Source organism: Brevibacillus choshinensis, assembly GCF_001420695.1.
Classification (GTDB): domain Bacteria; phylum Bacillota; class Bacilli; order Brevibacillales; family Brevibacillaceae; genus Brevibacillus; species Brevibacillus choshinensis.
Map to the genome: position 1 here is coordinate 820,968 of NZ_LJJB01000010.1, position 13,850 is coordinate 834,817.

The 13,850-nt window shown below is 51.1% G+C and carries 14 protein-coding genes; 5 read left to right on the forward strand and 9 right to left on the reverse strand.

Annotated features, from left to right (window positions below; translation table 11 throughout):
• Positions 1-152: 152 nt before the first annotated feature.
• The gene (locus tag AN963_RS14190; RefSeq protein ID WP_055745214.1) at positions 153-2,099 is read right to left on the reverse strand and encodes an AMP-binding protein; all 1,947 of its coding nucleotides are present in this window, start codon (positions 2,097-2,099) and stop codon (positions 153-155) included.
• A gap of 178 nt (positions 2,100-2,277) precedes the next feature.
• On the opposite strand from AN963_RS14190, the gene AN963_RS14195 reads away from it, so the two are divergent.
• Genes AN963_RS14195 through corA form a run of 3 tightly spaced genes read left to right on the forward strand, consistent with a single transcriptional unit; the run spans position 2,278 to position 4,072 of the window.
• A complete protein-coding gene (locus AN963_RS14195; RefSeq protein WP_055745215.1) occupies positions 2,278-2,943 on the forward strand; it encodes an NAD(P)H-binding protein in 666 nt (221 codons plus the stop codon).
• 54 nt (positions 2,944-2,997) lie between these two features.
• Positions 2,998-3,180 carry a hypothetical protein gene (locus AN963_RS30895; protein WP_152985669.1) on the forward strand — a complete coding sequence of 61 codons (183 nt, stop codon included), beginning with the start codon at positions 2,998-3,000 and terminating at the stop codon, positions 3,178-3,180.
• On the forward strand, positions 3,137-4,072 hold the full coding sequence (gene corA / locus AN963_RS14200) for a magnesium/cobalt transporter CorA (protein ID WP_055746308.1): 936 nt from the start codon (positions 3,137-3,139) through the stop codon (positions 4,070-4,072). Before AN963_RS30895 ends, corA begins: the two co-directional genes overlap by 44 nt.
• Before the next feature lie 18 nt (positions 4,073-4,090).
• On the opposite strand, the gene AN963_RS14205 is transcribed toward corA, so the two are convergent.
• The 6 genes from AN963_RS14205 to AN963_RS14230 all read right to left on the reverse strand — a co-directional run bounded on the left by AN963_RS14205 (position 4,091) and on the right by AN963_RS14230 (position 9,181).
• Positions 4,091-5,185: an HD-GYP domain-containing protein gene (locus AN963_RS14205; protein ID WP_055746309.1), complete on the reverse strand. Its 1,095-nt coding sequence runs from the start codon at positions 5,183-5,185 to the stop codon at positions 4,091-4,093.
• Between the two features lie 148 nt (positions 5,186-5,333).
• Complete coding sequence (locus tag AN963_RS14210) at positions 5,334-5,636, reverse strand: YunC family protein (protein ID WP_055745216.1); 303 nt, start codon at positions 5,634-5,636, stop codon at positions 5,334-5,336.
• Between the two features lie 79 nt (positions 5,637-5,715).
• Positions 5,716-5,955, reverse strand: a complete 240-nt coding sequence (locus AN963_RS14215; protein WP_055745217.1) for a DUF6154 family protein — start codon at positions 5,953-5,955, stop codon at positions 5,716-5,718.
• 62 nt (positions 5,956-6,017) lie between these two features.
• A complete protein-coding gene (locus AN963_RS14220; protein WP_055745218.1) occupies positions 6,018-7,457 on the reverse strand; it encodes a bifunctional metallophosphatase/5'-nucleotidase in 1,440 nt (479 codons plus the stop codon).
• A gap of 27 nt (positions 7,458-7,484) precedes the next feature.
• Positions 7,485-8,309 (reverse strand): sulfite exporter TauE/SafE family protein, encoded by an 825-nt coding sequence (locus AN963_RS14225; RefSeq protein WP_055745219.1) that lies wholly within the window; start codon positions 8,307-8,309, stop codon positions 7,485-7,487.
• A 20-nt stretch (positions 8,310-8,329) separates the two neighbouring features.
• Entirely contained in the window at positions 8,330-9,181 is an 852-nt protein-coding gene (locus AN963_RS14230) for a DUF72 domain-containing protein (protein WP_055745220.1), read from the reverse strand.
• Between the two features lie 56 nt (positions 9,182-9,237).
• Here AN963_RS14230 and AN963_RS14235 point away from each other — a divergent pair, with 56 nt between their 5' ends.
• Positions 9,238-9,687 carry a M67 family metallopeptidase gene (locus tag AN963_RS14235; RefSeq protein ID WP_055745221.1) on the forward strand — a complete coding sequence of 150 codons (450 nt, stop codon included), beginning with the start codon at positions 9,238-9,240 and terminating at the stop codon, positions 9,685-9,687.
• Here the strand turns inward: AN963_RS14235 and AN963_RS14240 are convergent.
• Positions 9,663-11,066, reverse strand: coding sequence for an aspartate kinase (locus AN963_RS14240; RefSeq protein WP_055745222.1), 1,404 nt, complete (start codon positions 11,064-11,066; stop codon positions 9,663-9,665). The genes AN963_RS14235 and AN963_RS14240 overlap by 25 nt on opposite strands.
• 394 nt (positions 11,067-11,460) lie before the next feature.
• Here AN963_RS14240 and AN963_RS14245 point away from each other — a divergent pair, with 394 nt between their 5' ends.
• Positions 11,461-12,225 (forward strand): polysaccharide deacetylase family protein, encoded by a 765-nt coding sequence (locus tag AN963_RS14245; RefSeq protein WP_055745223.1) that lies wholly within the window; start codon positions 11,461-11,463, stop codon positions 12,223-12,225.
• Between the two features lie 62 nt (positions 12,226-12,287).
• On the opposite strand, the gene AN963_RS14250 is transcribed toward AN963_RS14245, so the two are convergent.
• Positions 12,288-13,847, reverse strand: coding sequence for a flotillin family protein (locus AN963_RS14250; RefSeq protein ID WP_055745224.1), 1,560 nt, complete (start codon positions 13,845-13,847; stop codon positions 12,288-12,290).
• Positions 13,848-13,850: the final 3 nt, after the last annotated feature.

Sequence of the window (13,850 nt, forward strand, 5' to 3'; positions counted from 1 at the left end):
TAATGGTTCGCTCCCGTATATGCGCAACCCTTTTTCGTGGTTCTTCTCCTCCCATTATCACCGCGAACGAAAAAAAGAAGCAAGTAAAAAAGCTCTCCGAAATGCCGATTAGCACTTCAGGAGAGCTTTGCGATTGAAATGGGATGGCTACGTCATTGATCCACTGCCGAACGCTTCGGCAAACCTTCCAGTGCCCCCGGATTCATCAGGCTGGAGGTATCACCCAACGCTTCGCCCAGAAATCGTTGCTTAATGAGGCGGCGCATGATTTTTTGGGTGCGCGTTTTCGGCAGATCCGAAACGAGGTGTACTTCAGCCGGTTCGTATGGCTTGCCCAGCGAGCTCGTCACGTGCCACTTGAGCTCGCTCGTTTTCAGACTCGCACCTGGTGTCATCACAATGAACAGGACGATTTCTTCTCCTTTGACCGCATGGGGGACACCAATCGCTGCCGCTTCCAGCACGCCCGGATACTGGCTCACCACATCCTCCAGCTCGCCTGGCCCCGTCCGTCTGCCTGATATCTTGATGACATCATCTGCCCGCCCTTGGTGGAACCAATAGCCTTCTTCGTCCATCGTGACCATATCGCCTTGATACCACATATGCTCTCCCAGTGGAAAATACGTATCCAAATAACGCTGGCGATTTCTCCAAAAGCCACGGGTCTGTGCCGGCTGCGGCACGGTAAAGACGAGGTAGCCCGACTTTCCAGCAGGCACCGGATTGCCTGCTTCGTCCACGACTCTCGCTCCGACTGCAGGGGTCGCTCCCAGGCACGTTGCCTTTTGCGGAGTTAGGCACGTAGAAGAAAGAATCTCCGCAAATACCTCGGTGCCGCCACTTCCATTGATGATGGGTGCCTTGCCATTCGTCCAGGACAAATACCATGTCCACGTCTCTTCGTCAATCGGCTCTCCTGTATGTCCCAATATTCGCAGTGTGGAGAGGTCCGCATTTTCACGGAAAGGCTCCGCGTACGTCTTTAGCATCCGCAATGCCGTTGCTGGCGCACCAAACACCTTCACCTTGTACTTCTCAATGATCTGATACAACCGCCCCGGATTGGGATGCATCGGGCTCCCTTCATAGATCAAAAAGGGTGCCGCGACACTATGAGCAGAGAATAGCGGAAGCTGACCCATCATCCAACCGAAATCCGTCACCATGGTAAAAACATCATCGGGATGTGTGTCGTAGATGAACATCCCGACCTCTGCCGTCTTCACCGCAATCCCGCCGTGAACATGGACGATGCCTTTCGGACTTCCTGTCGTCCCTGAGGAATAGCTGACCATGCACGGTTCCTCTGCGTCCGTCTCGATCGTCGTGAATTCGTCCGACGCATCCGTCATGAGCTCATTCCAATGCCAGTCACGCCCAGGTACGAGCATTGCCTTTTCCCCTATCCGCTCTGCGATCAGTACACATTGTACCGTGGGGGCCGTCTCCAACGCCTTGTCCAGCACATGCTTGAGCAGCACCTGCTGTCCTCCGCGATAAAATCCGTCAGCGGTCACGACTGCCTTGGCCTCTACATCCCGTAAGCGCACCGCAACGGCCTCAGGCACAAATCCTGAAAAGAGCGGAACAGCAATCGCTCCGGCCTTGTAGATACCGTACAGCGCAATGACCGTCTCGGGTATCATCGGCATGTAGATCGCGACTCGATCTCCCCGCTCAACACCGAGGTTGCTTAGCGCGTTGGCGAACCGATTCACCTGGAGGTACAGCTCGCGAAACGTATACCGTCTCTCTTCCTCTGCCTCTCCTTCCCAGAAAAGTGCAGGCCGGCCTGCGGTAGCTTCATTTTCTGCCCATTTGTCCAAAAAGTTATGCACGAGATTGATCTTTCCATCCACAAACCATTGTGGCCACGGCAACCCTTTTGAGAAATCCAGTACTTCACGATAGGGCTGGGCAAACTCAATACCGGCAAAGCGAATAAAGGCGTTCCAAAACCAGCTCACATCTTCCTCGGACCGCCTGATCAATGTCTCGTAATCGGCAATCTGCTCCTGTTTCATGAAACGTGCGAGATTGCTCGACTCGTGCCATTCCTGTGACGGTTTCCATACTACTTTGCGTGTACGCATCATCCAATTCCCCTCCACACGATTCGGAATTATTTGAAAGCGCTTCCTACCATTATTTTCATCTGCTTGTTCCACCTCTGTCAATAGCGAGTGGACAACGGTTCTTTTGTCCACAGACCATGCTTTACGAGATATGGTAAAATCATCTAGATGAAATCTGGAAAGTGAGGAACACTATCCCATGAAACGAGCCGTACTATTTGGCGCGAGTGGCTTGGTCGGCAACACCTTGCTCCATCTTTTGCTCGCGGAAGAAGTCTACTCGGACATCATCGCTTTCGGCAGAAGTGCGCTCGCGATTGACCATCCTCGCCTCCACTTTCGAACGATTGATTTTCACCACCTGGAGGAGTGCCAGGAATGGCTATCCGGATCTGATGTTTTTTGCTGTCTGGGGACCACGATGAAAAAAGCGGGCAGCCGGGAAGCTTTTCGCGAAGTGGATTACACCTATCCGTTGGAAATTGCCCGCTTATCGAGTCTTGCCGGCGCTCGTCAGTTCCTCATCATCACTGCAATGGGCGCAGATAGCCACTCTTCGTTTTTCTATAACCGGGTCAAGGGAGACTTGGAAAATGCCTTGCAGCAGCTGAGACTGCCAGCCCTGCACATCTTTCGACCGTCCCTGTTGCTGGGCAACCGCCAGGAATACCGCAGAGGCGAAGCATTCGGTGCTCGTATATCCCCCTTGCTCACCCATCTAATGATCGGGCCTTTCCGTGTTTTCCGTCCTGTACAAGCGAATGACGTGGCTGCTGCTATGATCCATGTTTCGCGTCAGGAAATAGACGGTAATCATATTTATCCATCTGACGAGATATCCCGTCTGGCACATATACGAAAATAGACGAGCCGAAGGTCATACGTATGAGAGAGAGCTGTGAAGGAGGCGATTCTTTAGATGGATACGCCAAAAGAGAAGCCGGTAGCACCTCAACCTCCCAGTCGACAGGCCTTGCGCAACGCCTACGAGCTGATTCTCACCCACATATGGCCGCGCATGAATCCCAACCATTCTACCTGCAGGAGAATCGATGATGATGAAGATACGGTTGATACAAAACGGATTGATTACCGAGATTGACGACGTGGAGGAGACTGTACAGCCGCCCGTCAACGGATTTTACTGGATCGATGCTACCCCGTTTGATCTGGATGTTCTGCAACCCTTGTTCGGCTTGCATCATCTGGCCGTAGAAGACTGTATCGACGAGGAAGAACAACGTCCCAAGCTCCAGGTGTACGACGACCATTACTTTCTCGTCATGAACGGAATCGCTTTTCATGATCAGGACATTTTTTTGCGCGAAATCAATGTCTTCCTCGGCAGCAATACGATCATTACGGTCACAAAGCAAGAGGCTCCTGAATTCACTTCCATGCTTGCCCTCCTCCGCGAAAAAGAAGGGAATCGTCCTGATGTATTTCTCTATTATTTGGTGGATCTAGTCGTCGACCGTTATTTCGACGTGATCGAGAAGATCGAAGACTTGATTGAAGATCTGGAAACACAAATCTTGATGAACACGCGCAAATCCCATTTGGATCAAATCATTGGACTGCGCAGTGAAATTTTATACGCTCGCAAAATGCTTGTGCCACAACGGGATCTGATAGACGCTCTACATAAAAAAGAACTTCCGCTCATTCAACCATCCATGCGGAAGTACTTTGGGGATATTATGGAGGATGCCGCCAAAGTCGTAGAAAGCTTTGAGACCTTTCGCGAGCTGATCGGGAACTTGCGAGAAGCGTATCAGTCCGCACTCGCCGGACGCGCCAATGACATTATGCGCGTCTTTACCGCTCTGACCACGATCTTCATGCCATTGACGATCGTCACAGGCATCTATGGCATGAACTTTGACTACATGCCGGAGCTGCGACAACCCTATGGCTACTTTATCGTGCTAGGCGTCATGGCAGGGATCGGACTGACGATGTTCCTCATTTTCAAAAGGAAGGAATGGCTGTAGCTTGTCCATCCTTACTGACTAGACAAGCTCGTCGCACGCTACAATCATGAGGGTTAATTTTTTGGATAGATCACATTCATAAGGCTGAGTCAATTCTTGCCCGTCTTCGTCCAGGAGAATCCGTATAATAGGGCGACTGGGCATTCCTTTATTGGAATCCACGATGACCCCGGTTTCACCCGTATTCAGCGTGACACTCAGTCCCAATGGATAGAGGGCGATCGTGTCCCGCAGCGCTTCTACATACTTTTGGTCAAACAGTCTGCCTGAGCCTGAGTATAGGATTTCCATGGCTTCATGCGGCAGCATCCCGCGACGATAGACCCGATGAGAAGTCAGTGCGTCAAAGACGTCCGTGACCGCCATCAACCGCCCAAACGGATGGATTTCATCCTTTTTCAATCGTCGTGGATAGCCGGAACCATCCCATCTCTCGTGATGCTGAAACGCGCAGTGAGCAGCCAACAAAGGGATGTCCTCTTGACGCCGCAGCATTTCAAATCCGATTTCCGCGTGCTTTTTCATCAATTCATATTCTTCTGTCGTGAGTGTACCGGGTTTTTTCAAGATTTCATCCGGAACGTGGATTTTCCCTATATCGTGTAGCATGCCGCCTATGCTGATTTCCAGCACTTCCTTCTCAGAACAGTCCGTTTTCAATGCCAACGCTGTACTGTACAAAGCGACGTTGAAAGAGTGTGTAAATATGTAATTGTCGAAAGCACATGCATCCGCCAGTAAGTTCATGGCAGAACGAGAAGCATTTAATTCATCCGCGACAGCTGTCATCACTTGACGCAATTCGCGACCAAATGCTTTGTCTGTAAAGATCTGCTGCCATTTTTGGGGAAAGTCATTTACTGTGCGAAACGTATCGTGAATGATCGACATCGCCGCTCTTCGGGTATGCTCGGATATGACAGTTTCCACCATAATGTCTTCTGTGCGCTTATCCTGTATGTAAAGAGTTGTGATGTTCTTACCTTTGAGTCTTTCTAGCATTCGCTGGGTAAGTTCCACGCCAGCCCCAACGAGAACCGTTCCGTTTTCCGTATAGATAGAACGGGCCAGCGTGTCACCCGGCCGGCACTTTTGAATGGATTTCAGTCTCATTTCCAACATTCGCCTTTCCTCAGGGTACCCCTATTATAGCGTGATTCGACTGGATTCTACATGCTTATTTTTTCTACGTCATAAACCAAGAAACGCCCTTGTCTCTTCGACAAAGGCGTCTTTCTTTTTACAAATCCTGTATTTAGAGCTACAGCATCTTCACGACGGCATCCCGCCCGATCATCCCTGCTGTAATTCCCTGTTTTTCTGCAGTTGTCGTTACTGATTCAAGGGGTGCATCCAGCAGTTCCTGAATCGTTTTGACTCCGACTGCCCGCCCCGCCAAAATCTCCCGACTGGCGAGCTTTTCATTCAACAGTCCCACATCCAGCGCCCCACACATGATATATCCATTGTCTGTCGTTACAGCCAACAATGTCGTCTTTGGCAGTCGAACCGTGACGGCGATGGCCGTTCCTTCTGGAAAATGAACAGGTACTACCTCGACCATTGCGCAACCCTCCTTTTTCTTTCCTGTCTCGTAGCGTTACCATCCTATGACACGAGAAAGAAATGTGTGTTTGCGTAAGTCAATGCATCAAAGTCGCTGGGGAGCTCTCGTCCTCCATCGCCACTTTGCGCTTCATGACCTCGATCATATATGTCGCCAGCATGTGAAAAAGCTCTTCTCCGTCCATCTCGTCTACCAGATCAAGCAAGTCTTCTCGCGATTGTTCATCCAGAATCCCTACGACAATCGCCGTGATGTCCTCTTCGGCCCCGTTGAAATGCCCCTTGTACAGCTCATATACTTCGTCGATAAACCGCATGGTTCGCTCCCCCCTCTCTAATTAGCATGCCCTAGATTTGTCATTGGGGAGCATCCTTTTCCTCAAGGGAGAGTCACCCGTTCCCATCTGGGAAGAAAGGATTGCTGAACGATCCTCTGATCCATCACTGTTTGGGCTACGACCTCCCGAAGCATTTGCGGGAGAAAAAACTGTATCTGGCTTCCTTGCAGCAAGTCTGGAAAAAGCCGGTTGTACATGTACATGTCTACCGTGCCAACCCGATATTCCCGATCCATAACCAACGGCTGGTCATTGACTTCGATCTGTACGATGTGAGGGTGTTCTCCTGCGATGTAGCGTATACGCAGCCCATCGACGCCCATCCAGCCCTCTACCTTTCCGCGAAAACCACAGCCACGCAGCTCACGTTGGATAGTTTCTGGCTGGATCGCTTGCTCCAGGACATTTGTCAGCTGTTCTCCTGTCAGCGTGACTGCACATGCATTGATCGGATGCGGCAGACTGTGTAACAGGTCAGCGAAAGAAATCTTGCCCTGATGCAGATCCGCGAGTAGCAAGCCCCCATTGGCCAAACCGATCTCTGCCCCCGTCCACGAACGAATGCTGGCAGCCAGAAATGATCCAAACGGCGTCTCCTCCATCCATGCTGCCTGCAAATCGTGCTCCAGCTCAGCAACAGGGCGTAGAAGGATTTGCTCTGCTTTCACATGTTCCTCGAATAGAAACGTCGTCAATTCTTCGTCAGGCAAATAATCAGCGGTAGCAAACAGCTCTGCGCTGGCATCTGTCACCTGCTTGGTCATGCGGTCCCAAACCAGACGTACATGCCCCACGTGCTGCCCGAATTTACCTGTCTGTGCGACTAGCGTTTTGCCGATTCTCTCCCCTTGCTGCAACGTGTGATGAGTATGAGCTCCCAGAATGACATCCAGTCCCTCAATCTTCGCAGCGAGGCGACAATCTGCCTGGTATCCCAGATGGGACAAGAGCACGAAGACATCTGCTCGATCACGTAAGGCCGCTAGCTGCTCTCGAATGATCGGGATCGGTTCTCGTATCTCCCAGCCCATGCTGCTGTATGAGGGGACAAAAGGAATCGTCACTGCCAATAGTGCTACCCGCAAGTTCTGATATTCATGAATGACATACGGTACGGCCCACTTTGGCGTCGTCTGACTCTGAGGATCCAGAAGATTGCCTGCAATGACGGTAAAGGCAGCTTCCTCGTACATGTCATTGAGCCTTTCCTTCGGGAGCGTGATGCCTTCGTTGTTCCCGATCGTCGCAAACTCGTAGCCAGTCCGGTTCATCACGCTGACATTCACTTTCCCATAGCTCGCTTCAGATTTGATGTCCATTCGGTCCATATGATCACCGATGTCTGCAATTAGTACATGCTCTCCCCGGTGTTCCCACTTCTCCCGATGCGTACGAAAGCAGGTCGCGATACGCGGCATCGTTGCGAAATGGCTGTGCAGGTCGTTGGTGTGCAGCATGTGCAAGGTACAGGTGTCTGCCAAGACTTTCCCCTCCCTCTCTGTACGAGCTTATCCGAGGATGGATTCCCCAATCATTTGTATGGCTATGCCCAAGATCAACACGCGCAAGACAAGCACGATCGTGCGTCCTTTCATCTTGCTGGCTGCGATGGCACCGAGCTTTCCTCCTGCCCATGCCCCCGGCGCAAGCATCGCTGCATACAACCAGTCGATATTGCCGTGCAACACATTCGTTACCGAACCGATCACAGCAGAGAAGAAAATGACGAGCATCGATGTCGCCGTCGCGATATGTGGAGGAAAGCGAAACAAAATCATCATCGCAGGTACCATCAGTACACCGCCACCTACTCCAAACAGGGAAGAAGTAATTCCCACGAAAAAGGCGATCAATATGGCGGTCCATCTACTGTATCCATATTCGTACTCGTTCCCCTCATGGTCGACGAAATGGCGTTTGACTTCCCATTGGATATTTCTCGGCTTGAGTTTGTCTTTGATCATCATCAGTACAAACATGAGCAGCTGGAACAAGCCAAACAAAAGCGTAAATCCTTCTAATGGTAGTAATTTATTAAGGTAGACACCCACAATAGCACCTGGCGCGCTACCTATAAAAAAGAGCAAGGCACTTTGGACGTCTACCTTCTTTTGTTTGAGGTACGAAATGGAAGAAGATAAGGCCGTTACTGCGATGACGATTAATGAGGTCGCCGCAGCAACCTGCGCTGTCATGGAGTCCGGAATATAGGCGTTCGCAAAAAACAAGAGAGCAGGAACGAAAAAGATCCCTCCACCCAGACCAGCAATACTGCCGACGACACCTGCCGCCACTCCAATGAATAAAAACAAGATTGCCATAGCTGCAAGCATGTGAACCCTTCTTTCTCTGTTTAAAACAACTCCATCTGTCGGGGATTCAGCCCGCTGGGACGCACACCTAGCATGTCTGCAAGTTGCTTCGCGTTGAAAGCCGCATCGCCCCCAGAGTTATTGTTGAACAAAATGCACACTTCATCCGCATCGTCGGCGATCTGCTGAATTCGGGGAACCCATTCTGCCAGTTCTTCCTCCGAATAACGGTACAGGTAGCGAACATCTCGCCAGTTCTGACCTTCCCCTGGATCTCTCCAGCCAGAATGGTTGCGTCCATGAAAGCGGACCAGCGCCCGTGCGGGATGTGCGACGTCGACCACAATCGGCACGGAACCATTCCCCACTTGTGGCTCATCACACAAGACATGCGCCGCTTCGATTGTCCGCAAAAAATCCAGCGTACGCTCGCGAAATTGAACATTGAACCAGCTTCGTTGCCGAAATTCTACTGCAAACGGATAGGCTGCGAGTGCTTGGCGACATGCCTTTACATACTGAACATTTTCCCTCGTGCAATCGAACCACGGCGGGAATTGAAACAGCAGCGCCTTGAGTTTGCCTGCCTCTACGAGCGGTTGGATGCTTTCCTCAAACTGTCGAAACAGCTCCCGTCTGTCCACGGGTGCACTGCCCCGCTGGTGCCCAGTCATCGCTTGATACGGTTTGACGACAAAACCAAAACGATCCGGTGTTTCCCGGACCCAAGACTCATAGTTTCGTTGTGGTAAAATGGCATAAAAGGAGCTGTCTACTTCGACAATGGGAAAATGACTTGCGTAGACAGAAAGCTTGTCGCGGTTTTTTACACCTTGCGTGTACAGATCGTGATGATCGCCCCAGCCGCAGACTCCTATATGTATGGTACTCATTGTCCTGAAACCTCCAGGTCCAAAGATTTCGATCGGAAAAGAAACGGAGGGCATCCATGTCACCAGATTGGTTAGGCGAACCCTTTGCGTTTAAGAATAACAAATTATCCCTGACCCGAAAAGTACACAAACGCCTCCTGGCTGAAGCACAAGAGGCGTTCCCATATGAATATTCAGCTTTGCTGATCGGACGGGGAGCAGCTATCACCGATCATATCCCCATGACTTCTCCCAAGAAGGACATGCACACCTTTTCGTGGGATGGCGCTGCCTTCCTCCGTGCATTGGCCATCATCCGTGAAGCGAACTTGCAATGGTTAGGTGTCTTGCATACCCATCCGCATACTCCACCGATTCCTTCCCAGAGCGACCGCAATGGCTGGCACTATCGATCACTCAGCTACTGGATCGTCAGTCTCGCCAGCAGCGAGCCAGAGTGGCGGGCGTACCAATGGAACGAGGGAGGATTTGATCTACGCTCTTACACCATAACAGAGGAAGCCTGATGGGCAGTCGCTTTCTCATCCTCTTCACAGCCAAAGAACTCCTGGTACAAGGCGATCACAGCACGGTCTGCCTCCTCTGACTTGACCCCGAACATCATACTTACCTCAGACGAGCCCTGGTTGATCATTTCCAGATTGATCTTCGCAGTAGCCAGGGCAGCCGTAGCCCGCGCAGTGGTCCCTACCGACTGTCTCATGCCTTCGCCCACAATCATCACTAGAGCGAGTCCGTGCGTCACAGAGACGTCGTCTACCCTAAGCTCACTCTGGATCCGCTCCACGATCCGCTGCTCCTTATCAGCCGTCAGATCACGTTCCCGCAAAATGACTGAAATGTTGTCGATACCAGATGGCGTATGCTCGTAGGAGAGATATTCCTCCTCCAGAATTTGCAGAAGCTTGCGTCCAAAGCCAATTTCCTTGTTCATCAAGTATTTACTGACATATATGCTGCAAAAACCGCTGTCACTGGCGATACCCGATACTCGTTTAGTGGATACAGGCGGCTCGCTCACAATCATTGTGCCCGGTGCAGATGGATTGTTTGTATTTTTGATGCAGACCGGGATGTTGGCTTGGTAAGCAGGGATCAACGCTTCCTCATGGAAGACCCCAAACCCCGAATACGACAGCTCCCTCATCTCACGGTACGTAATCTCTTTTACTTCTACTGGATGTGCGATCAGATTCGGATTTACCACGTAGACCGAATCGACGTCCGTAAAGTTCTCATATACATTCGCTTTGACCGCCGCTGCCAAAATCGATCCCGTAATGTCAGACCCACCGCGTGAGAACGTCACTAGATCCCCTGTCTTGGTGAACCCGAAAAATCCTGGAAAGACTGTAATGCCGGACCCGGAACGCAACGCAGACAGCTTCTCGTAGGCTTCCGGCAAGACGTGAGCATTCCCGACTTCATCAGTGACAAGCATGCCCGCCTCTTGCGGATTTATATAGTGTGCCTCCTCACCCAGGCTGCGTAAATAATGCGCGACGACCTTTGCGCACGTATCCTCTCCTGCTGCTTTGACCGCATCCATGAACCGATCCGGGGACAGTCTCTTCTCATTGGAGAGGACTTCATCCAGTTCGGCTTCGATCTGTGCCCCTACCTCAACGGACAGATGCAGTTCCGCCACGATTTCCTGATAACGACCGAGAATCGCCTGCTTTTCTGCCGCTGCTTCTCCCGTTTCCAGATAGCGCTCGGCATAATTGATCAACAAGTCGGTTACTTTTGTATCATCCTTAAATCGCTTCCCCGGGGCGGAGACGACTACGAGACGTCTCTCTTGATCTGCCCTAACGATGCTGCATACTTTTTTTATCTGTTCTGCATTCGCAAGTGAAGTACCACCAAATTTTGCAACCTTCATGTTTTCTCCTCCATCTGCCTATCTCTTTCACCCAGCTTGTTTTTCTGCAGGCAAATCTGATACTAGATTAAAGTATCCATCTAAAAAGCACAAGTGTCTTTTCCTGACAGACATCGCAATTAGGACACAAACCCGTTGTTTCGCTTGACCATACAAGGATCGTTTACCCATCCATGCTTTTTCGGCAGACTTCCTGTCCACCACATAATCGCCAACGCTTGGCGCATAGTAAGAAAACCTCTATCGAGGCTGGTCCATAGAGGAGCGACCGCGTTTTGGCGGAAGGTTTTACATGCGCTCCATAATTAATAAGCGCTCGCGCTTATTAATCCTTACACGTTAAGAACGCGAATGCATGCACGTTCTATCTTCCATTGCCAAGAGGTGAATAAAGATGAAGAAGCAGGCTTTGGCCATTTTCATCGGGATGATGTTGCTCATTCCGTCTCTGACTGGCTCTGCTCTGGCCCGAACACAAAGGGACCGCGATTATTACGAAACCCGTGGCGAAATTGTCTGGGAAGTACCTACGAACACGAAAGTAATGGCTCTGACCTTTGACGATGGACCCGATCCCCAGTACACCGCACAAATCGCAGAACTGCTCAAGCAGTACAACGCAAAGGCAACCTTCTTTGTTGTTGGTTCTCGTGTAAAATCCTTTCCAGAGGTCGCTCGCCAGCTGGCTAAGGAACAGCACGAGTTGGCGAACCATACGTACAGCCACCCGGATGTACGACGGATTTCCAATGCTCGCTTGCAAACGGAAATGGAGAAAACGCAGGAAATCATTTATGAGAGCACCGGTATAAGACCCCAATTGTTCCGGCCTCCGGGAGGGTACTACAGTGATTCGGTGGTTAACGTCGCAAAACGGGAGGGTTTTCTCGTCGTCATGTGGTCATGGCACCAGGATACGCGAGACTGGAGCGACCCAGGTGTCCGCAGGATCGTAAACAAAGTGCTAAACAATGCTCGCAACGGCGACATCGTACTCTTTCACGATTACGGGGGCAATCGTAGCCAGACTGTCAAAGCCCTGCGAGAAATCCTTCCTGAGCTGCAAAAACGCGGGTATCAGTTCGTAACCGTTTCCGAGATGATGCGCTTGTACGGAAAGACAAAAAAAGTCGGCCAGGGCGACCAAGGAAGCGATTAGCGCCAAAAAGCCCCTTCCTATTGGGAGGGGCTTTTTGCCATCATCTATCCAGCTACCATTGTTTAGTTTTTGGAATCTGTAGTAGCGGCAATCGGTGCGAGCTCTACCTCTTCCGGAAGCTTCATGGCTACAGGTGTCTCGATTGCAGGCTGTGCCGTCCCCCCTTTTTGCATAAAGTCCGTAATCATCTTGTTCATATCGAGGCCAGAAACGTCTTTCAACATTTCAGGCAGCTGCGCCATCAGCTTGGTCACATTCCCGCTCAAGCGATTGACTCCGTCTCCCTGTCCACCACCTGCGTCGACGATCGTCACCTTGTCGATGGCTTTCATCGGCTCGGCGATTTTTTCAGCCAACTCCGGCAGCATTTTCGCAATGATGTCGAGAACAGCTGCATGCCCGAATTTTTCGAATGCATCTGCCAGTTTTTCTTTCCCTTCTGCTTCTGCCTCCAGCTTCAGGCGAGTGACTTCTGCCTCCGCACTACCTTTCGCTTTTTCGGCTTCGGCAATCGCCAGACCTTCCAGTCGTTTCTGCTCTGCCATCGCTTTGGCTTCCGCTTCGATTCGGTATTTGACAGCATCCGCTTCACGCAGCTTTTTGGCCTTTTCCGCTTCTGCCGCCTGCTCGACCGAATAACGATCCGCATCCGCTTTCTTTTTCACTTCTGCGTCGTATTGGCGTTCGCGACGGAGGATTTCTTTCTCCTCCAGCTCGATTTCTTTTTGCTTGCGAACCAGATCGACTTTCATTTCCTCTTCCGTTACTTGCTGCTTCGCGACTGCCTCTTGCAGCTTGTAGGCTTGGTCCGCACTCGCTTTCGCCTTATCCTGCTCCTGCTTGAAGGCTGCGACCTTTAATTCTTTTTCCTTTTCGGCTTCTGCGATGTTCGTTTCTTTTAATAGCTCTGCCTTACGAGCCTCTTCCTCTGCTTGTGCTTGCTTGATCCGAGCTTCCTTGTCTGCATCCGCCTGAGAGATTGTCGCGTCGCGTTTGACCGCAGCGATTTGCGGAATCCCGAGGGCTGCCAGGTAGCCGTTTTTGTCACGCACGTCCTTGATGGTAAAGCTGACCACAGACAGCCCCATTTTCTTCAGGTCTTTGGTCGCTACGGATTGGACCTCTTGAGCAAAGCGCTCCCGGTTCTTGTAGATCTCCTCGACTGTCATGCTGCCCAGAATGGCGCGCAGGTAGCCTTCTAACACTTCCTGTGCTTCTGATTTCAACGCTTCATCCGTCTTGCCCATAAACTGTTCGGCTGCTGTAGCGATATCATCAATCGAGCCGCCTACCTTGATAATGGCTACCCCGTCCGCCATGACCGGCACTCCCTGCTCCGTGTACACCTCTGGCGTCGACACATCGAGCTTGTGGGACAGCAGGCTCAAGAAATTAGCTTGTTGAAAAATTGGCAAAATAAAAGCACCACCGCCGCGAACGATCTTCATCTTGCGACCGGAATCGTCACTCAGCACGTTTTTCGAGCCGAGATAGCTTCCCGTCACGATCATGGCTTCATCGGCACCAACGGTTTTGTACCTCGCCCAAAATGCGATACCCAATACGACGAATACCGCCACGACAACCACTACGATCGCCAAAATGCCCGGTTCTAGCGTCATTAC